We start from the raw sequence: 19497 nt of genomic DNA, 5'->3' as shown, positions 1-19497 counted from the left end.
TCGGTCACTCGCGGCGGTGCCGTGATCGTGGCCGGGCGGTTCCGTGCGGTGCAGGTCCCGCGGGCGGGTCAGGGCTCATACACCGCCGGATGTCGCGGATCGTCCACGCGGATCACGACGTCGGCGAGTGCGCTCGGGTCCACCTCGGCCTCGTAACGCTCGTACGCCGGCAGGGCCCAGGCATCGTCGTCCGGTATCCGCCGGCGCAACGCGGGCAGCGAGAGCCACAGGTGCACCACGAAGTCGAATGCCAGGCCGGCGCCCTGCAGGAACTCGCCGTCCACCAGGACCACGCCGCCTTCCGGGACCGGAACGCGGGGCAGCCGCGTGGCACGGTCGCGGGACGGATCCCACAGCGCCGGCAGGACCTCGCCGGTACCGCCGTCGCCGAGCGGTTCCAGCACCTCGCGGCGCAGGCCGCCCAGGTCGAGCCAGTCCGTGTAGCGCGCGTCCGGATCGCGTTTCCCGTGCTCGAAGCGCAGCGACGCCGGGCGCAGGAACCCCCGGGCGGACACCCGCAGCGTCTCCCGGCCCCGCACGCGCAGCGGGCCGGCCAGTGAGTCCGCCAGTCCGGCGGCCGAGGTGGCGTGGTCGGCGCCGTCGATGGCGACCGCGATCCGGCGTCCGGGCGCGAGCGCGGCGACCCGGTCGGTGAGCTCGGCGGTCAGCACCTCGGGGGAGATCGGGCGGTAGCGCACACCTCATGGTCTCGCACCGGATTCTGTCGATGCCCGGTGCCATCATGGCGAGCGCGCGGCTTCCCCCGGCGGCGGCGGAGCGTGCCGCGTCGCGGGCATACTGGAGGACACGTGATCGAGAGCGGCGGAGCCGTACTGGCCGAGCGCTAGAGAACCGCTACCGGGGAGGCCGGGTTGAGCGTCGAGGAATTTCCGGTGATCGACGACCGATTCCTGCAGCACACGCACGAGCGACTGGACGAGCTGCGCGGGCCGGTGTGCCCGTTCCACGGGTCCTGGGGCGGGGGTTCCTACCTCGTCACCGGGTACGAGGACGCGCGGGCGCTGCTCACCGATTCGCGGGTGAGCAAGAGCAACCAGGGGGCGCGCGAACTGCTGGCCGCGAAGATCGGCGAGGAGAACCTGTCCGGTCTGGGCACCCTGCTCGGCGACCACATGCTCAACAGCGACCCGCCGGACCACACGCGCCTGCGCAAGTTGGTGAACCGGGCGTTCACCGCCCGCACGGTCGCCCGGCTGCGGCCGCGGATCGAGGAGATCACCCGCGAGCTGCTCGACGGGATGGCCGGGCAGGAGCAGGCCGACCTGATGACCGCGTTCGCGCTGCCGCTGCCGATCACGGTGATCTGCGAGCTGCTCGGGGTGCGCCCGGAGGACCGCGGCGAGTTCTCCGGCTGGTCGAACACGCTGCTGGCCGGGGCGACCGAGGACTTCGGCGCGATCGAGCAGGCCGCGGTGCAGATGCACGGCTACCTCGCGAGCCTGGTCGAGGGCAAGCGCGCCGAACCGGGCGAGGACATGCTTTCGGCGCTCGTGCTGGCCACCGACGAGGGTGACGCGCTCACCGAGCAGGAGCTGGTCGGGATGGCGTTCCTGCTGCTCGTGGCGGGGCACGAGACCACGGTGAACCTGATCGGCAACGCCACGCTCGCCCTGTTGCGGGCCCCGGAGCAGGCGGCGAAGCTGCGTGCCGATCCGGAGCTGCTGCCCGGTGCGGTGGAGGAGTTCCTGCGCTTCGACGGGCCGATCAACCTCGCCACGATGCGCTACACCACCGAGGACGTGCCGGTCGGCGACAGCACCATCCCCGCCGGGGAGTTCGTGCAGGTCTCGCTGCTCGCGGCCAACCGCGACGAGGGCCGGTTCCCCGATCCGGACGATCTCGACGTCACCCGCCCGCCCGGCGGGCACCTCGCGTTCGGCCACGGCATCCACTACTGCGTGGGCGCCCCGCTGGCCAGGCTGGAAGCGGAGATCGCCCTCGGCGGCCTGCTGAACCGCTTCCCGGACCTGACACTCGCCGTGCCCGAGGACGAACTGGACTACCGCAAGAGCACGCTGGTGCACGGCCTGAACGCACTGCCCGTGCGGCTGGGAGCCGCCCGCCCGTAGCCGCAGTCGCTGTGGGGCCGTCCGGGCGTGGTGGTGAGCGGCCCGCCGTAGCCATCCGTGTGGGGCGATCCGGGTGTGGTGGTGAGCGGCCCACCCGTAGTGGCCCTCAGCGCCGTGCGGCTCGGGCCCGGCGGGAGTCGCCTGCCCGTAGCGGCAGTCAGTGCCGAGCGGCTCGACCACTGTGCGGCCGGGCGGTTCGGCGGCAGTGGTTGTGGCGGTGGTTGTGGCGGTGGCTGTGGCCGCTCGAACGCGGTCGCGGCCGGTTCGGCTCGGCTCGGCTGCCGTCCTGGCCGGGCGGCTGTAGCGACAGCCGCAGCGACTGGCCGTTGGCGACGATCCCACCCCAGTAGCGACAGTCACATTCACGGGCCGCGGCGGGTGGTTACTGTCCGTGGCATGGACTCCGCCGGCCTGCTCGCGCTCGACGCCGCTCACGTGTGGCATCCCTACGCTCCGATGCCGGGGCGGGTGCCTCCGCTGCTCGTCAGCGAGGCGAGCGGGGTGCGGCTCCGCCTCGCCGACGGCCGCGAGCTCGTCGACGGTATGTCGTCGTGGTGGGCGGCGGTGCACGGCTACCGGCATCCGGTGCTCGACGCGGCGCTGGCGGAGCAGGCCGGGCGGATGAGTCACGTGATGTTCGGCGGGCTCACCCACGAACCGGCGATCACGCTCGCGAAGAGCCTGGTGGACCTCACCCCGGACGGGCTGCAGCACGTGTTCCTGTGCGATTCGGGTTCGGTGTCGGTCGAGGTCGCCGTGAAAATGTGCCTGCAGTATCAGCGTTCCCGCGGCCTGCCCGGCAAACGGCGGCTGCTGACCTGGCGCGGTGGCTACCACGGCGACACCTTCACGCCGATGAGCGTCTGCGATCCGGATGGCGGGATGCACTCGCTGTGGTGCGGGGTGCTGCCGGAGCAGGTGTTCGTGCCCGCGCCGCCGGCGGGGTTCGGCACGCCACCGGATCCGTCCTATGTGGACGAGCTGGCCGCCGCGCTGGAACGGCACGCGCCGGAGCTGGCCGCAGTGATCGTGGAACCGGTGGTGCAGGGCGCCGGTGGCATGCAATTCCACCACCCCGGCTACCTGCGTGCCCTCCGGGAGCTGACGCGGGAGCACGACGTGCTGCTGGTCTTCGACGAGATCGCCACCGGCTTCGGCCGCACCGGCCGGATGTTCGCCGCCGAGCATGCCGGCGTGACGCCCGACGTGCTGTGCCTCGGCAAGGCGCTGACCGGTGGTTACCTGACGATGGCCGCCGCGTTGTGCACGCCGCGGATCGCCGGCGGCATCGCCCGGGGCGAGCTGCCGGTGCTGGCGCACGGCCCCACGTTCATGGGCAACCCGCTGGCCTCCGCGGTCGCGAACGCCTCGATCGGCCTGCTCGCCGACGGTAGCTGGGCGCGCGAGGTCACCCGGATCGAAGCCGGTCTGCGCCGAGGTCTGGAACCGGCGCGCGGGCTGCCGGGCGTCACCGACGTGCGGGTGCTCGGCGCGATCGGGGTGCTGGAGCTCGATCACGACGTGGACCTGGCGGTGGCGACCGACGTGGCGACCGCCGCGGGGGCGTGGCTGCGGCCGTTCCGCAACCTCGTCTACGCGATGCCGCCGTACGTCACCGGCGACGGCGACCTGGCCGTGATCACCTCCGCGATGTGCGAGGTGGCGCGGAAAGCGTGAATTCACCTGAAAGCGGCGGCGAGCCCGGATCGTGCACGGAGTGTCGACGCGAGTTGACGCAAAGTACTTGTCATCCCCGAGACGGGTGGATTTGCCCCCGTTCGTCCCGCTGTCGCAAGCGGCTTATGACCGTTATGTCCGTATCGGCGCCTCGCCGGCTAATCCGAGCATCGCTCACGTAGCGGACTTTTCCGCCGTTTTCCGCAATCCTGCGATCATGATCGAGATCATTCGCGGAGAACACGACACCGGACCCCCGTCCCGCCGTCCCGGAGGAATCGGATTCGGCCGGGCCCTGCGCACCGTCGCGCGCCATGACCTGCCCGCCTCGCTGGTCGTCTTCCTCGTCGCCATCCCGCTTTCCCTCGGTATCGCGCTCGCCGTGGGAGCCCCGCTGCTCGCCGGCCTCGTCTCCGCCGTCGCCGGCGGCCTGGTCGCGAGCCTGCTCGGCGGATCGCCGCTGCAGGTCAGCGGACCTTCGGCAGCCCTGACTGTGGTGCTCGCCGACACCATCGCCACCTACGGCTGGGCGGTCACCTGCGCGGTGACCGCCGGTGCCGGACTGCTGCAGATTTTGTTCGGCCTCTCCCGCGTCGCGCGGACCGCGCTGGCCATCTCCCCCGCGATCGTGCACGGCCTGCTCGCCGGCATCGGTGTGACCATCGTGCTCGGCCAGCTGCACGTCGTGCTCGGCGGCCGGGCGCAGGGCTCCGCCCTCGCCGACCTCGCCGCCCTGCCCGGGCAGCTCGCCGCGCACCACGACAAAGCGGTGCTGATCGGTTTGCTGACCATCGCGGTCCTGCTGCTGTGGCCCCGGCTGCCCGGGCCGGTGCGGAAGGTGCCCGCTCCGCTGGCCGCGGTCACGATCGCCACGGTCGTTTCCGTGACCACCGGAATGACGCTGCCGCGGATCGAGATGCCGGATGCGTTGCCATCGTTCGGTTTCGTGCCACAGCTGCCCGTCGGTGACTGGAGCGGGCCGGTGCTGGCCGCGGTGAGCGTCGCGCTGATCGCGAGCCTGGAGAGCCTGCTGTCCGCGGTGTCGGTGGACAAACGCCGCGGCGGGAAACGCAGTGACCTCGACCGCGAGCTGATCGGGCAGGGCGCGGGCAACGTCGTGTCCGGTGCGTTGGGCGGCTTGCCGGTGACCGGCGTGATCGTGCGCAGCATGACGAACTTCGAGGCCGGCGCGCGGACCCGTGCCTCGGCGGTGCTGCACTCCTGCTGGATCCTGGCGTTCTGCCTGCTGCTGACCGGAGTGCTGCGCTTCATCCCGCTCGCCGCGCTGGCCGCACTGCTGGTGTTCGTCGGCGCGAAGCTGGTGAACGTGCCCGCGCTGCGAGCAGTGCGGCGGCACGGCGATCTCGCGGTGTACGCGGTCACGCTCGGCGGCGCGGTGGCGATGAACCTGCTGACCGGGGTTGCACTGGGAATGCTGCTGGCACTGGGGTTGCTGGTGCGCCGCATGGTCAGCTCCGGGGTGCACGTCGAGCCGGACGGCGCACGGGTGCGGGTGGTGATCGAGGGTGCGCTGACCTTCCTTTCCGTGCCCCGCCTGACAAAAGTGCTGGTGCAGGTGCCGGAGCGGGCGGACGTCACGCTGGAGCTGATCGTGGACTATCTCGATCACGCGGCGTTCGACTGCCTGCGTGGCTGGCAGCAGGCGCACCAGCGAGCCGGCGGCAGCGTGCACGTCGACGAGATCGGCCATCCCTGGTACGAGCGGGGCAGTGCGGGGGAGCCGACGGTCCGGCGCGGGCTCGCCTCCCGGGTGTTGCCCCGGTGGCTGGCGCCGTGGTCACAGTGGCAAGCCGAGCATCTGCCCGGTCAGCGATCGGGGGAGTCGCCGCTCGGTCGCGGAGCTTCGGAATTCCAGCGCCGGGGCGCGCCGCTGCTGCGGGAGACGTTGAGCGGCCTGGCGAACGGCCAGCAGCCGCACACGTTGTTCATCACCTGTGGTGATTCGCGGATCGTGCCGAACCTGATCACCACGTCCGGCCCTGGCGACCTGTTCACGGTCCGCAACATCGGCAATCTGGTGCCACCCGCCTCGGCCGAGAGCGACGATTCGGTGGCCGCGGCGATCGAGTACGCGGTGGGTGTGCTGGAGGTGCCGGAAATCGTGGTGTGCGGCCATTCGTCGTGCGGTGCGATGAAGGCGCTGCTGAGCCGGGTCCCGGAAGGGATGACGGGGCTGGACGGCTGGCTCCGGCACGGTGCGCCCACGCTGCGCCGCCAAGCCGCAGAGCGCACCCCGACGCTGGCCGGTCACCGCCCCCCGGCCGAGGCGGACCGGCTGGCGCTGCACAACGTGGTCCAGCAACTGGCGCACCTGCGCGGGCATCCGGTGGTGGCCGCCGCCCTCGCACAGGACCGGCTGACCCTGACCGGCATGTACTTCGACGTCGGAGCCGCCCAAGTCTTCCTCCTGGACACCGCGACGACCGACTTCGCCCCGGCCGGAGTCCCGGCCCCCTGACGCGAAGGCCCGGCTCCCCGATCCCGACGCCGGGAGCCGGGCCTTCGCCCCGTTCGCCCCCTGTTCGACCGTCGCCCGGCCCCTGCGGTCCGCCTGCCCGGTTCGCCGGTCGCCCGGCCCCTGCGGTCCGCCGGTCGCCCGGCCCCGGTCGCCCGGCCCCTGCGGTCCGCCGGTCGCCCGGCCCCGGTCGCCCGGCCCGTTCGTCCGCCCGGCCGCCCTTCCCGTCCGTCCGGCGCGCGTCGTCCGCGCGGCCCCGTTCGTCCGGCCGGCCTCGTCCGCCGGCGCGCCCGCGCTTCGGTGCTCCGGCGGGCGCGAATGTGCCGGTCGGACTAGTTGCGGCAGAGCGGTGCGGTGGCCGGTCATCCTTCGCGGCGAGTAGTTGCGAGTAGCGGCGAGAGAGACCCGGCTCGCTTACTTCGACACTGGAGCCGGGACTTCGGCCCGTTCGCCCCGGCACCGGTCGCCCGGTCGCCCGCGCTCTGGCGCTTCGACGGGCGCGACTGTGCCGGTCGGGCCGGTTGCAGCAGAGTTGTGGCGGTCGCCGGTCGTCCTTCGCGGCGGGTAGCGGCGATGCGGCGGCCCGGTCTCCTGATCTTGACGCCGAAGGCCGGGTTTTCGCCCGTTCGCCCGGTGCCCGCCGTCCGGCACTCGCCGCCCCGTGCTCCGAAGTTGGTGCCGGTGAGTTTTCTCGGCTCACCGGCTCACCGGCTCACCGGCTCACCGGCTCACCGGCGCATGTGGCTGGGACGGCCCTGGTGTCCGCTCGCTCCGAGACAGCCGCCGGCGCGATGCTCGGACACCGCCCGCCCATTTGCCTGCTTGCTTGCCCGGTCCACTGCTTGCCTGCCTGCCTGCCTGCCTGCTGCCTGCTGCCTGCTGCCTGCGCCCGACCCTCACCCCTTCCATGCCTTGATCAACAGCGCAACCCGAAAGTGAGGGATCCAATAAAAATTCACTCCAAAGTGTGAGTCATAGCGGACATTTCACACAAATCCCGGTTTCCTGGTGATCATGAGACGTCTTGCCGTGCTTCGCCACGACGTGCCCGCCTCGCTCGTGGTCTTTCTTGTCGCTGTGCCGCTTTCGCTCGGGATCGCGCTCGCCTCCGGGGCGCCGATCGTCGCCGGGCTGATCGCCGCTGTCGTGGGTGGGGTGGTCGCCGGGGCGCTCGGTGGCTCCGCTCTGCAGGTCAGCGGGCCTGCCGCGGGGCTGACCGTGCTGATGGCGGAAACCATCGACACGTTCGGGTGGCAGGTCACTTGCCTGATCACCGTGCTCGCCGGGGGGCTGCAGGTGCTGCTCGGGCTGAGCCGGGTCGCCCGGGCCGCGCTCGCCATCTCGCCGGCCATCGTGCACGGGATGCTCGCCGGGATCGGGGTGACGATCGTGCTCGGCCAGCTGCACGTGATCCTCGGCGGGAAGGCGCAGAGCTCGGCCATCGAGAACATCGCGGAGCTGCCCGGGCAGATCTTCGATCACCAGGGCGCCGCCGCGGTGATCGGCCTGCTCACCATCGCCATCCTGCTCCTGTGGCCGAAGCTGCCCGCCGCGGTGCGGAAGGTGCCCGGTCCGCTCGCCGCGATCGCGGTCGCCACCGTGGTGTCCCTGGTCGCGGGCATGACGCTGCCCCGCGTCGAGCTGCCGGGTGACCTCCTGCAGATCCGCTTCGCCCCCGAGCTGCCCGGCGGCGGCTGGGTGGACGTCGCGGTCGCGGTCGTCACCATCGCGCTGATCGCCAGCGTGGAAAGCCTGCTCTCGGCCGTCGCGGTCGACAAGCTGCACACCGGGCCGCGGGCGAACCTCGACCGCGAGCTGATCGGCCAGGGCACCGCCAACATGGTGTCCGGCGCGATCGGCGGCCTGCCGGTGACCGGAGTGATCGTGCGCAGCTCCACCAACGTCGCGGCCGGCGCCAAGACCCGGGCCTCGGCGGTGCTGCACGGGGTGTGGGTGCTGGTGTTCGTGGTCGCGCTCGCCGGCGTCCTCGGCAGCATCCCGCTCGCCGCGCTCGCCGGGCTGCTCGTGCACGTCGGTGCGAAGCTGGTCAACCCCGGGCACCTCCGGCAGGTGCTGCGTCACGGCGATCTCCCGCTGTACCTGGTCACGCTCGCCGGGGTGGTGGTGTTCGACCTGCTCACCGGCGTGCTCGCGGGCGTCGCGCTGGCGGTGCTGCTGATGCTGCGCCGCACCGTGTGGTCCGGCATCCACGCCGAGCGGCACGGCGACGACTGGCGCGTGGTCGTGGAAGGCGTGCTCACGTTCCTGTCCGCGCCCCGGCTCACGAAGGTGCTCAGCACGGTCCCCGACCGTGCGAACGTCACGCTGGAGCTGGTGGTCGACTACCTGGACCACGCCGCCTTCGAAAGCCTCACCACCTGGCAGCAGGCGCACGAGCGCGCCGGCGGCACGGTGACCGTCGACGAGGTCGGGCATCCGTGGTTCGGCAAGGGCAAGGAGGGCAGTCCGACGCTGCGGCGCACCGCGGCCGCGCAAGCCGTCCCGCGCTGGCTCGCGCCGTGGTCGGCCTGGCAGGCGGCCGATCCGCCGCTGCCCGGCCAGCGCACGCACCGCGGTACGGCGGAGTTCCAGCGCCGGGCCGCCCCGCTGCTCAAGGACACCCTCAGCGGGCTCGCGAACGGCCAGAAGCCGCACACGCTGTTCATCACCTGCGGGGACTCGCGGATCGTGCCGAACCTGATCACCACGTCCGGGCCCGGCGACCTGTTCACCATCCGCAACATCGGCAACCTGGTGCCGGCCGGCCAGGCCGACCCGTCGATGAACGCGTCCATCGAGTTCGCCGTGGGTGTGCTCGGGGTACGGGAGATCGTGGTCTGCGGGCACTCCTCGTGCGGTGCGATGGGCGCGCTCGCCGAAGGCGCCCCGCCGGGCACGGCGCTGGCGGCGTGGATGGAGCACGCCCAGCCGAGCAAGCACCGCTCCGGCCCGGTGACCCTCGATGGCGAGCTGCCCGCGACCGAACGGGACCGGCTGGCACTGCACAACGTGCTGCAGCAGCTCGACCACCTGCGGCACTACCCGCTGGTCGCACAGGCCGAGGAACGGGGTGAGCTGCTGCTGAGCGGCTTGTACTTCGACGTCGGCGCCGCACAGGTGTACCTGTCCGATCCGGCACGCGGTGCGTTCGTCGCCGCGGGCTCACCGGCGACGGCGCTGCCCGCCCCCGCCGGCGGGTGATGCCGGACGGGCGTGGTGCGGGTGGGGTGCGGGTGACTAAGTTGGTGGTCCGTGACCACGCTCGTGATGACGGGGACCGGGACCGACGTCGGCAAGACGATCACCACCGCGGCGATCGCGGCGGTGGCGACCGGGCAGGGACGCCGAGTCGCGGTGCTCAAACCGGCGCAGACCGGCGTGGCGCCGGGCGAGGCGGGCGACCTCGACGAGGTCGTGCGGCTGGCCGGCAAGGGCGTCACCACCCGTGAGCTGCGCCGGTACCCGGACCCGTTGTCGCCGGAGGCCGCTGCCCGCCGCAGCGGCCTTCCGGCTCTCGGGCCGGGGGAGATCGCGGCGGCGGTGAGCGAGCTCGACGCCGGGCACGACCTCACGCTCGTGGAGGGCGCCGGCGGCCTGCTGGTGCGCTTCGACCCGCACGGCAGCACCCTGGCCGACGTGGCGTGGTCGCTGGGTGCGCCGGTGGTCATCGTCGCCACAGCGGGCCTCGGCACGCTCAACGCGACCGCGCTCACCGCCGAGGTCGCCACCCGGCGCGGGCTGAACGTGGTCGGTGTGGTGATCGGCTCGTGGCCGCCCGAACCGGACCTCGCGTCCCGGGAGAACCTGACCGACCTGCCGGTCGCCGCGGGAGCGCCGCTGCTCGGCGTGCTGCCGGCCGGCCTCGGCGGCGCCACACCCGAGGCGTTCGCCGAACAGGCGCGGCTCGGTCTTTCGCCGTGGTTCGGCGGGGAGTTCGATCCGGAAGCCTTCCCCACCCGGATGCCGGGCGGGATGACGTGAGCAGAGACGTGAGCAGGGTCGCATCCGGGCCGCGAGCGGCTCGGGCAGCATGGCATCCGTTCGCACCCCACTCGAAGGAGACGCCGTGACCGCAGCCCCGCAGACCACCGGCCCGGAACTCGGCGACGTGCTCGCCGTGGCCCGCGAGCAGGTACTCGGCCGCGGCGAAGGGCTGACCGAAGCACAGGTGCTTGCCGTGCTGCGGCTGCCCGACGAGCGGTTGTCCGAGGCCCTGCAGCTGGCGCACGAGGTGCGGATGCGCTGGTGCGGCCCGGAGGTGGAGGTCGAGGGCATCATCAGCCTGAAGACCGGCGGCTGCCCGGAGGACTGCCACTTCTGCTCGCAGTCCGGCCGGTTCCCCACACCGGTGCGTTCGGCGTGGCTGGACATCCCGGGCCTGGTCAAGGCCGCGCGGCAGACCGCGGAGACCGGCGCCACCGAATTCTGCATCGTGGCCGCCGTGCGCGGGCCGGACGCCCGCCTGCTGGCGCAGGTCCGCCAGGGCGTCGAGGCGATCCGCGCGGACGGCAACGACATCCAGATCGCCTGTTCACTCGGCATGCTCACCCGGGACCAGGTCGACGAGCTGGTCGGGATGGGCGTGCACCGCTACAACCACAACCTGGAGACCGCGCGTTCGCATTTCCCCGAAGTGGTCACCACGCACTCGTGGGAGGAGCGCTGGGAGACCCTGCGGATGGTCGGCGAGGCGGGCATGGAGGTGTGCTGCGGCGGCATCATCGGCATGGGGGAGACGGTCGAGCAGCGTGCCGAGTTCGCGGTGCAGCTGGCGCGGCTGAGTCCGCACGAGGTGCCGATGAACTTCCTCATCCCGCAGCCGGGCACGCCGTACGAGAACTACGAGATCGTCGAGGGCAAGGACGCGCTGCGCACTGTCGCGGCGTTCCGGCTGGCCATGCCTGCCACGATGCTGCGGTTCGCCGGCGGGCGTGAGCTGACCCTCGGTGACCTGGGTGCCGAACAGGGCATGCTGGGCGGGATCAACGCGATCATCGTGGGCAACTACCTGACCAACCTCGGCCGCCCCGCGTCCGCGGACCTGGACATGCTCGCGGAGCTGAAGATGCCGGTGAAGGCACTCAGTGACAGCCTCTGAGTATTGCGTCCACTGTGGACAGCCGGAGGCGGACGCCGGTCACGAGGCCTGCCACACCCTGCGCACCGCGCTGGAACCACCGCGCTTCTGCCGGTCCTGCGCGCGGCGCATGGTGGTACAGGTGACGACGTTCGGCTGGACGGCGCGGTGCAGCAGGCACGGGGAGACCTCCGGCGGGTGAGCCGCGCATGCCCTCCGGTGGGGCCACCGGTTACGCTGCGATCCGCACATGCGCAGGGAGGGAGTCCAGGGTGGTCGATTCCGCGGGCAAGGCAGCACACCGGTCGTCCGCCGTGGCCGAGACCTGGTCGGTACCGCTGCTGTTCCCGCCGCAGCGCCCTCGCGTGGTGGTGAAGGCGGATCTGCTGCCTGCCGTGAGCGTGCTCTCCACCGCGGCCCTGCTCGGCATTCCGCTCGGCTGGCTGTGGTCGCTGATGGCCCCGCCGCAGCGCGCCCGCGTGGTGACCGCCGACGGCGGGCTCGTACCGCTGGAGCTGGAGAGCTGGCACCGCTTCGACGACCTGGCGATCTTCGGCTTCCTCGCGATGGCCACCGGACTGCTGGTCGGCCTGGTCGCCTGGTTCCTGCGCGAACGCCGCGGACCGGTCGTGCTCCTGGCCGCGGCGGGCGGGGCGCTGCTCGCCGCCTGGCTGGGCACGCAGATGGGTGCGGCCTTCGCCAACTCGAAGTACTCGGTGGACAGCGCCCCCGCGCTCGGCGCGGTGATCGACCAGGCGCCACGACTGGAGTCCGGCTGGGTGATCCTGGCCGCGCCGCTGCTCACCAGTCTGGTCTACGCGCTGATGACCGCCTGGAACGGCCGGGAGGACCTGGGCCGCCGGCTCGGCTGAGGCCGCGCACGGAATTCAGGCCACCTGGCCGACCGGTCCGCCGTCGGCGGCGGGGACGAAGCGCGGCAGTTTCGCGGGGTTGAGGTTGTAGACCGGGTCGAACGTGTCGCGTTCCCAGGCCTTCGCCCAGGCCAGATCCGCTTCGGACAGCCCGCCGCCTGCCATCGCGGCACGGAGGTGCTCGCCGTAGCGGGTGTGGTCGTGCGAGGTCAGCACGACCAGGTTCGGCAGTGCCCGGTGCAGCCACTGGATCCGCCGGATCGAGTCGGCGAACAGCCCCGCGTCGGCGGTCTGCATTTGGCGGACCTGGTCGAGCGCCAGGTGCTGGATCGTGTACATCGCGTCGCCTGGCAGCAGCACGTCGTAGCCGTCCATCCGGACGAGGACGCTGGTGCTGCCCGGGCTGTGTCCCGGGGTGGGCAGCAGGACCAGGCTGCCGTCGCCGAACAGGTCCGCCGAGCCGTCGAAGCCGCCGATGCCGGGGTCGGTGAAATCGACCGGCCGCCAGTGCCGGACCGCCTCGATCGAACGGGGGTAGGCCAGCGGTATCAGACCGAGCGCCTTGGTGTTGCGTGCCTCGTACTCGGCCCGGCCGAGATGCACCTGCGCGTGGGGGAAGAGGTTCAGTGCCCCGATGTGGTCTTCGTGGAAGTGCGTGATGACCACGTCTTGTACGTCGGCGGGTCGGTAGCCGTGCCGGGCGAGCTGTGCCTCCATCCGCTCGCCTGCGGGCAGCTCGTACTCGTCGTCGTCCATCAGGTACTCCATGATCGAACCCCGGTAGTAACGGGCGTGCTCGCCTGCCTGCTCCGGCCCGATCCCGGTGTCCACCAGCACCGGGCCGCGCTCGGCGTGCTCGATCAGGAACGCGTGGATCGGCACCCGGATGAAGTGGTCCTTGTCCTCGGCGAACTCCGCGATCGAGAAGTCGCCCAGGCCACCGTAGAACTGGCCGTAGGGGACCTTGGTCCGGCCGATCCGCAGGGGGAACACCTTGCTGGCGGTCATCGTTGCCTCCCGTGATTCACGTCGGAACGGTCCCGTTCCGGCCTCGCGTTCGAAGGTAGTCGCACGTACGTCGGGACGCAACCGTTCCGTTCCGGTATGGTGCGGGACCATGGTGCGCACTCCGCAACGCCGCCCCGGCCGGGAACCCGCCGGGGCCGCGGTGCTCCGGGAATCGGTGACCGAGGCGATCGCCGCCGCGATGTTCGGTGAGCTGGCCGACGTCGGCTACGCCCGGATGTCGATGGAGGCGGTGGCGCGCCGGGCCGGGGTCGGCAAGGCGGCCGTCTACCGGCGCTGGCCGTCCAAGGAGGCGATGCTGATCGACCTGGTCGGTGGGGTGGTGCGGCGCAACCTGCCCGAAGCCGCGGACACCGGCACGTTCGCCGGGGATGTCCGGGCGCTGCTGGAGGTCACGCTCGAGCAGGCGCGCCACTCGTCGGTCATCCGCATCGTGCTGGACCTGATCGCGGAGACCGCGCGCACTCCGTCGCTGGCCTCGGCGCTGAGCGAAGCCGTGGGCGGGCCTCGCCGGGCGGCCGTCGCGGCGCTGGTGACCCGGGCGGTGGCCAGGAACGAGCTGCCCGCCGACGTCGATCTCGAACTCGCCGTCGACCTGCTGCTGGCACCGCTGGTGTTCCGGCTCGGGTTCACCGGCGGGCCGATCGACGAGGGCTACCTGACCCGGCTCACCGGCTCGGTCTGCGCGGCGATCGCCGTCGCCCGCCCGGTCAGTTCAGATTCGCCGGCTTCGTGAACTCGGTGAGCTGGGTGGGGGGCAGCGGAACCGCGCCGAGGGTTTCCAGGAAACCGGCCTCGCGGGTGAGCAGGCGGCAGGCGATGCGCAGCCGTCGCAGCGGATGGGTCTCCTCCAGCAGCAGCTGACGGTCTTCCAGCGGCAGCAGGCAGTCCGCGGCCAGCTGGTAGGCCAGTTCGGTCAGGTCGGCGTCCTCGTGCGGGGAATGCCAGTCGTCGGCGTGCCAGGCGGACTCGCAGTACCGTTCGTGCGCGGTGCGGGCCACCTCGCCGAGCCGGCGGCCGGTCGCCTCGATCGCGGCGGGCAGTGGCGCGTCGGGCAGCCACTCCACCGTGCCGATCAGGTACGGGGCGGATTCCCGGTCCAGCTCACGCAACCGGAACCGCCGGGAGGCGCGGGTGATCACGTCGTAGCGGCCGTCCGGCAGGCGCTTGGCCTCGCGCAGTACGGTGCTGCACCCCACGTCGTACACATGGTCCAGACCACGTACCTCACGCACGAGCGGGGCACGCAGCGCGACCACGCCGAACTCGCGGCCCGGCACGGTGCCGGTGACCAGATCGGCGGTCAGCTGCCGGTAGCGCGGTTCGAAGATGTGCAACGGCAGGTGGGTACCCGGGAGCAGCACAGTCTGCAGCGGGAACAACGGCAGGATCGCCGTGGTCCCTGGTGCTTGCTCCGGCTCGGTCACGGCGTCCACGGTACGGGCAGGCGGGCGGGCGCGCAGTCCGTGCGCGCGGGCTCACTTGCGGGGCGGGGGTTTCAGCACCGCGAACGGGTCGGTCACCTGCATCCCCTTGTCCGCGAAGGAGAACAGCGCCGCCGGACGCCCGCCCGCCCGGCCGGGGGAGACGGTGTGCCCGGTGGGGACGAGCAGGCCGCGCCGCTGCAGCACGCGTTGCAGGTTCGTCGCCGCCACCGTGTAGCCCAGCGCCGCGGAATACAGGCCGCGCAGCGCGGAGACGGTGAACTCGCCGGGCGCGAGTGCGAAGCCGAGGTTGGTGTAACTCAGTTTCGAACGGAGCCGGTCGCGGGCGCGCAGCACGATGGCCTCGTGGTCGAACGCGGTGCGCGGCAAGGTGTTCACGTCGTGCCACCGGGTGTCCTCGGGAACCACCGGGTCGACGTCCGACGGGACGAGGCCGAGGAACGCGGTGGCCACGACGCGTGGCCCCGGCACCCGGTCCGGGTCGCTGAACACGGCGAGCTGCTCCACGTGCTTGAGCTGCCGGACATCCACCTTCTCGGCGAGCTGGCGGCGGATCGAGGTCTCCACGTCCTCGTCCGGGCGCAGCCGCCCGCCGGGCAGGGACCAGCGGCCAAGGTGCGGGTCGAGCGCCCGGCGCCACAGCAGGACCCGCAGTGTGTCCGAACGCACTTGCAGGACGGCGGCCAGAACCTCGTGGACGAGCGGGGCCTGAGTGTTAAGATGACTTCGCACAGTTTTCGATTGTAAGGCGAAAACCAGGCGGAGCGGAACCGGGTGGCAACGGCCGGTTTCCGGGTCCAGGAGGGCCACACATGACCACCACGGTGGAGAAGGACCTGATCCCCTACGGCGGGGTCGAGGCGGACGCGGACTGGGCGGCCCGGGTGCGGGAGCTCGCCCGGGCGCGCAACGCGGTGCTGCTCGCGCACAACTACCAGGTGCCCGAGATCCAGGACATCGCCGACCACACCGGCGATTCGCTCGCGCTCAGCCGGATCGCGGCGAGCAGCGAGGCGGACACCATCGTCTTCTGCGGCGTGCACTTCATGGCCGAGACGGCGAAGATCCTCGCGCCGGGCAAGACCGTGCTGATCCCGGACGCGCGGGCAGGCTGCTCGCTCGCCGACTCCATCACCGGCGAGCAGCTGCGTGCCTGGAAGGCCGAGCACCCCGGCGCCGTCGTGGTCTCCTACGTGAACACCACGGCCGAGGTGAAGGCCGAGACGGACATTTGCTGCACCTCCTCCAACGCGGTCGACGTGGTCGCCTCGATCCCCGCCGAGAAGGAGGTGCTGTTCCTGCCCGACCAGTTCCTCGGGGCGCACGTCAAGCGCGTGACCGGGCGGGAGAACCTGCACGTGTGGGCCGGTGAATGCCACGTCCACGCCGGGATCAACGGCGCCGAGCTGGCCGCGCGCGCCGAGCAGGACCCGGACGCGGACCTGTTCATCCACCCGGAGTGCGGCTGCGCGACCTCGGCGCTGTACCTGGCGGGCGAGGGCGCGGTGGCCCCGGAACGGGTGAAGATCCTCTCCACCGGCGACATGCTGCACGCGGCGCGGGACACCCGGGCGCGTTCGGTGCTCGTGGCCACCGAGATCGGCATGATCCACCAGCTGCGCAAGGCCGCGCCGGAGATCGACTTCCGTGCGGTGAACGACCGGGCCTCGTGCCGGTACATGAAGATGATCACCCCGGCCGCCCTGCTGCGGTGCCTGGAGCAGGGCGCCGACGAGGTGCACGTGGACGCCGCCGTGGCCGCGCGGGCGCGTGCTTCGGTGCGGCGGATGATCGAGATCGGGCAGCCGGGCGGTGGCGAATGACCACCCCGGTTAGCGATCTCCAGGCGAAAACCCCGGTGTGGGAAGCCAGGGCCGATCTGGTCGTGGTCGGCAGCGGGGTGGCCGGGCTGACCGCCGCGCTGCGGGCCCACGAGCTCGGGCTGCACGTGCTCGTGGTGACCAAGGCGGCGGTTTCGGACGGCAACACCCGGTGGGCGCAGGGCGGCGTGGCCGTGGTGCTGGCCGGCGACCACGACCGGGACGACACGGTGGCCCAGCACGCCGAGGACACGGTCACCGCCGGGGCCGGGCTCTGCGAGGAGGACGCCGTGCGCTCGATCGTCGCGGGTGGTCCGGCCGCGGTCACGGAGCTGTTCGCGAACGGTGCGGTGTTCGACCGCGGGGCCGGCGGGCTGTCGCGGACCCGGGAAGGCGGGCACAGCGCGTTCCGGATCATCCACGCGGGCGGTGACGCCACCGGTGCCGAGGTCGAGCGCGCGCTGGTCGGCCAGGTGACCGACCGGCGGGTGCCGGTGCTGGAGCACCACATCGCGGTCGACGCGCTGCGCACGCCCGCGGGCGAGGTCGCGGGAGTGACCGTGCTGGACCGGCGTGGCGTGCCCGGCGTGGTGCGGGCCTCGGCGGTCGTGCTCGCCAGCGGTGGCTTCGGCCAGCTCTACCAGGCGACGTCCAACCCCGAGCCGGCGACCGGTGACGGGCTCGCGCTCGCGTTGCGGGCCGGCGCGACGGTCGCGGACCTCGAGTTCGTGCAGTTCCACCCCACGGTGCTCTACACGCCGGGCGCGCGCGGACGGTGCCCGCTGGTCAGCGAAGCGGTACGCGGTGAAGGGGCGACGCTGGTCGACGGCGCGGGGGCGCCGGTGATGGCGGGCGTGCACCCGCTGGGCGATCTGGCCCCGCGGGACGTCGTGGCCGCGGCGATCACCCGTCGGATGTCGCAGGCCCCCGGCGGCATCGACGATCACGTTCTGCTCGATGCCACGGGCATTTCCGCGTTCGCCGCAAGGTTCCCGACAGTGCACGCGGCCTGTGCGAAGGTGGGCATCGATCCGGCCGTGGACCCGATCCCGGTCACTCCTGCCGCACATTTCGCCTGCGGCGGCGTAGTGACCACTGTGGACGGACGGTCCACGGTAACCGGGCTGTACGCGGCGGGCGAAGTGGCGCGGACCGGGTTGCACGGTGCGAACCGGCTGGCGTCCAACAGCCTGCTCGAAGGTCTCGTGGTCGGGCAGCGGGCGGCGGAGGCGGTCGCCGCGGACCTCGCGGCCGGGATGCTGCCGGATCCGGGTCGTGGCCGGATGCCCGAACGGACGTCCGCACCGATCGCCGAACGGGATGCGCTGCAACGGGTGATGAGCCGGTACGCCGCCATCGGACGGGACGCCGACGGGCTCGCGGCCGCCGGTTCGGTTCTCGATCTGTCCACCGAGCTGGGTCCACTGTGGACGCATGCGGCGGTGGAAGACGCGGCGCTCACCGTGGTGGCGCAGGCGTTGCTCGTCGCGGCCGCGTGCCGTACCGAATCGCGGGCCAGTCACGTGCGTACCGACTTCCCGGACCGTGACGAGCGCCGCTGGCGGCGTAGCCAGCTGCTCCGGCTCAGCCCGTCCGGCCAGCCGGTGCTGGTCGGCCCGAACTCCCTGGAAGGAGCAGCATGACCGTCTTGTTCCCGTTCTCCGCCCCCGTGGCACTGGCGCTGGCCGAAGCCGGTCTCGACGAGGCCGACATGCGCCGGGTCGTCACGACGGCGCTGGAGGAGGACCTCCGGTACGGCCCGGACGCCACCACGGCGTCGACAGTGCCCGCGAACGCGCGGGCCGTCGCGGAGCTGACGCCGCGGGTCGCCGGAGTGGTCGCCGGAATTCCGGTGGCACTGGCGGTTTTCGACGCCGTGCTGGGGCCCGATTTCGAAGTGGTGGCCAGCCGTGAAGACGGTGCGCGGCCCGCCGCGGGGGAGCCGGTGCTCGTGCTCCGTGGTCCGGTGCGCGGGCTGCTGACCGCGGAACGCACGGCGCTCAACCTGCTCTGCCAGCTCTCCGGGGTCGCGACCGCGACCGCGGAGTGGGTGTCCGCGATCGAGGGAACCGGTGCCGCGGTGCGGGATTCGCGCAAGACCACGCCCGGCCTGCGGTTGCTGCAGAAGTACGCGGTGCGCCGCGGTGGCGGGGTGAACCACCGGATGGGGCTCGGCGACGCCGTGCTGATCAAGGACAACCACGTCGTCGCGGCCGGATCGGTCACCGCGGCGCTGGCCGCGGCCCGCGAACACGCGCCGCAGCTGCCGTGCGAGGTCGAGGTCGACGACCTGGCCCAGCTGGACGAGGCGCTGGAGGCGGGCGCGGACGAGGTGCTGCTGGACAACTTCACCCCGGGCGACTGCGCGAAGGCGGTCACCCGGCGGGACGAGATCGCGCCGAAGACCCGGCTGGAATCCTCCGGCGGGCTCACGGTCGACCGTGCGCGGGAGTACGCCGAGTCCGGTGTGGACTACCTCTCGGTGGGCGCGCTCACGCACTCCTCGCCCGCGCTGGACCTCGGGATGGATCTGCGCTGAACCCCTGTCTTGGCGGTCCACTCCGGACTAGGCTCCCCTTGCCGGGCAAGGAAAACGACGGGAGGTGACCAGCGTGCGGGGACTCGCTTCCGCGGCGGCGGCCGGGCTGGTCGCGTTGAGTCTGCCGGCTTCGGCCGGACCTTCGGGCGCGACGGGATCCGAGGAGGTGGTCACGTCCGCCGGTGTGGCTGCGTGGGCCGGCGCGGCCACTTGCCCGAATTTATCCGGTACCTGCTCCGGTGCGATGCCGCGGGGACAGCGGCCCGTGCATCCGCCCCGGCTGTGGCCGGTCACCAGGGGCGGGATCCAGCTGGTGCTCGGTACGGGTGCCGGCCAGGCCGACGGTCAGTTCGCCGCCGGGCAGGTAGTCGGCGGGGCCCGCACCACCGACGGCGATTGCGACAACCCGGGCACGATCGCGGCCGGGCTCGTCGGCACTCAACAGGCGGTCCCTGCGGGACGCCAGGTCGTGAAC

17 protein-coding genes are annotated in these 19497 nt (G+C 72.2%); 12 read left to right on the top strand and 5 right to left on the bottom strand.

Features of this window, described 5'->3' with window-relative positions; all coding sequences use genetic code 11:
• Window positions 1–68 precede the first annotated feature (68 nt).
• Window positions 69–698 carry a nucleoside/nucleotide kinase family protein gene (locus tag BJY18_RS12910; RefSeq protein WP_184780205.1) on the bottom strand — a complete coding sequence of 210 codons (630 nt, stop codon included), beginning with the start codon at window positions 696–698 and terminating at the stop codon, window positions 69–71.
• Between the two features lie 174 nt (window positions 699–872).
• Between BJY18_RS12910 and BJY18_RS12905 the strand changes: the two genes are divergently transcribed.
• The 8 genes from BJY18_RS12905 to BJY18_RS12870 all read left to right on the top strand — a co-directional run bounded on the left by BJY18_RS12905 (window position 873) and on the right by BJY18_RS12870 (window position 12192).
• The gene (locus tag BJY18_RS12905; RefSeq protein ID WP_184780204.1) at window positions 873–2090 is read left to right on the top strand and encodes a cytochrome P450 family protein; all 1218 of its coding nucleotides are present in this window, start codon (window positions 873–875) and stop codon (window positions 2088–2090) included.
• Window positions 2091–2486: 396 nt separating this feature from the next.
• On the top strand, window positions 2487–3767 hold the full coding sequence (locus BJY18_RS12900; RefSeq protein WP_184780203.1) for an adenosylmethionine--8-amino-7-oxononanoate transaminase: 1281 nt from the start codon (window positions 2487–2489) through the stop codon (window positions 3765–3767).
• A 217-nt stretch (window positions 3768–3984) separates the two neighbouring features.
• Window positions 3985–6246, top strand: a complete 2262-nt coding sequence (locus BJY18_RS12895) for a SulP family inorganic anion transporter (protein WP_184780202.1) — start codon at window positions 3985–3987, stop codon at window positions 6244–6246.
• Between the two features lie 1011 nt (window positions 6247–7257).
• Entirely contained in the window at window positions 7258–9444 is a 2187-nt protein-coding gene (locus BJY18_RS12890) for a SulP family inorganic anion transporter (protein WP_184780201.1), read from the top strand.
• A gap of 51 nt (window positions 9445–9495) precedes the next feature.
• Complete coding sequence (gene bioD / locus BJY18_RS12885) at window positions 9496–10224, top strand: dethiobiotin synthase (protein WP_184780200.1); 729 nt, start codon at window positions 9496–9498, stop codon at window positions 10222–10224.
• An 85-nt stretch (window positions 10225–10309) separates the two neighbouring features.
• Window positions 10310–11341 (top strand): biotin synthase BioB, encoded by a 1032-nt coding sequence (bioB, locus tag BJY18_RS12880; protein WP_184780199.1) that lies wholly within the window; start codon window positions 10310–10312, stop codon window positions 11339–11341.
• Window positions 11328–11522 carry a biotin synthase auxiliary protein BsaP gene (gene bsaP / locus BJY18_RS12875; RefSeq protein WP_184780198.1) on the top strand — a complete coding sequence of 65 codons (195 nt, stop codon included), beginning with the start codon at window positions 11328–11330 and terminating at the stop codon, window positions 11520–11522. Before bioB ends, bsaP begins: the two co-directional genes overlap by 14 nt.
• Window positions 11523–11592: 70 nt before the next feature.
• The gene (locus BJY18_RS12870) at window positions 11593–12192 is read left to right on the top strand and encodes a DUF2567 domain-containing protein (RefSeq protein ID WP_184780197.1); all 600 of its coding nucleotides are present in this window, start codon (window positions 11593–11595) and stop codon (window positions 12190–12192) included.
• A gap of 15 nt (window positions 12193–12207) precedes the next feature.
• On the opposite strand, the gene BJY18_RS12865 is transcribed toward BJY18_RS12870, so the two are convergent.
• Window positions 12208–13200 (bottom strand): N-acyl homoserine lactonase family protein, encoded by a 993-nt coding sequence (locus BJY18_RS12865; protein WP_184780196.1) that lies wholly within the window; start codon window positions 13198–13200, stop codon window positions 12208–12210.
• A 109-nt stretch (window positions 13201–13309) separates the two neighbouring features.
• On the opposite strand from BJY18_RS12865, the gene BJY18_RS12860 reads away from it, so the two are divergent.
• Window positions 13310–13954: a TetR/AcrR family transcriptional regulator gene (locus tag BJY18_RS12860; RefSeq protein ID WP_184780195.1), complete on the top strand. Its 645-nt coding sequence runs from the start codon at window positions 13310–13312 to the stop codon at window positions 13952–13954.
• Here the strand turns inward: BJY18_RS12860 and BJY18_RS12855 are convergent.
• Window positions 13929–14645, bottom strand: a complete 717-nt coding sequence (locus BJY18_RS12855; protein WP_184780194.1) for an LON peptidase substrate-binding domain-containing protein — start codon at window positions 14643–14645, stop codon at window positions 13929–13931. The genes BJY18_RS12860 and BJY18_RS12855 overlap by 26 nt on opposite strands.
• Before the next feature lie 51 nt (window positions 14646–14696).
• The gene (locus BJY18_RS12850) at window positions 14697–15338 is read right to left on the bottom strand and encodes an NUDIX hydrolase (protein WP_221459143.1); all 642 of its coding nucleotides are present in this window, start codon (window positions 15336–15338) and stop codon (window positions 14697–14699) included.
• 137 nt (window positions 15339–15475) lie between these two features.
• Between BJY18_RS12850 and nadA the strand changes: the two genes are divergently transcribed.
• From nadA to nadC, 3 genes are read left to right on the top strand one after another with little or no spacing between them, the layout of a single operon-like run.
• Complete coding sequence (gene nadA / locus BJY18_RS12845) at window positions 15476–16486, top strand: quinolinate synthase NadA (protein ID WP_184780193.1); 1011 nt, start codon at window positions 15476–15478, stop codon at window positions 16484–16486.
• Window positions 16483–18126 (top strand): L-aspartate oxidase, encoded by a 1644-nt coding sequence (locus BJY18_RS12840; RefSeq protein WP_184780192.1) that lies wholly within the window; start codon window positions 16483–16485, stop codon window positions 18124–18126. Before nadA ends, BJY18_RS12840 begins: the two co-directional genes overlap by 4 nt.
• Window positions 18123–19022: a carboxylating nicotinate-nucleotide diphosphorylase gene (gene nadC, locus BJY18_RS12835; RefSeq protein ID WP_184780191.1), complete on the top strand. Its 900-nt coding sequence runs from the start codon at window positions 18123–18125 to the stop codon at window positions 19020–19022. Before BJY18_RS12840 ends, nadC begins: the two co-directional genes overlap by 4 nt.
• Before the next feature lie 220 nt (window positions 19023–19242).
• Here the strand turns inward: nadC and BJY18_RS12830 are convergent, their stop codons facing one another.
• The gene (locus tag BJY18_RS12830; protein WP_184780190.1) at window positions 19243–19464 is read right to left on the bottom strand and encodes a hypothetical protein; all 222 of its coding nucleotides are present in this window, start codon (window positions 19462–19464) and stop codon (window positions 19243–19245) included.
• Window positions 19465–19497: the final 33 nt, after the last annotated feature.

It is taken from the genome of Amycolatopsis jiangsuensis, from assembly GCF_014204865.1.
In the GTDB taxonomy this organism is placed as follows: Bacteria; Actinomycetota; Actinomycetes; order Mycobacteriales; family Pseudonocardiaceae; genus Amycolatopsis; species Amycolatopsis jiangsuensis.
The sequence above is the reverse complement of the archived record's forward strand: the minus strand, read 5'-3'. Positions and strand labels throughout refer to the sequence as shown.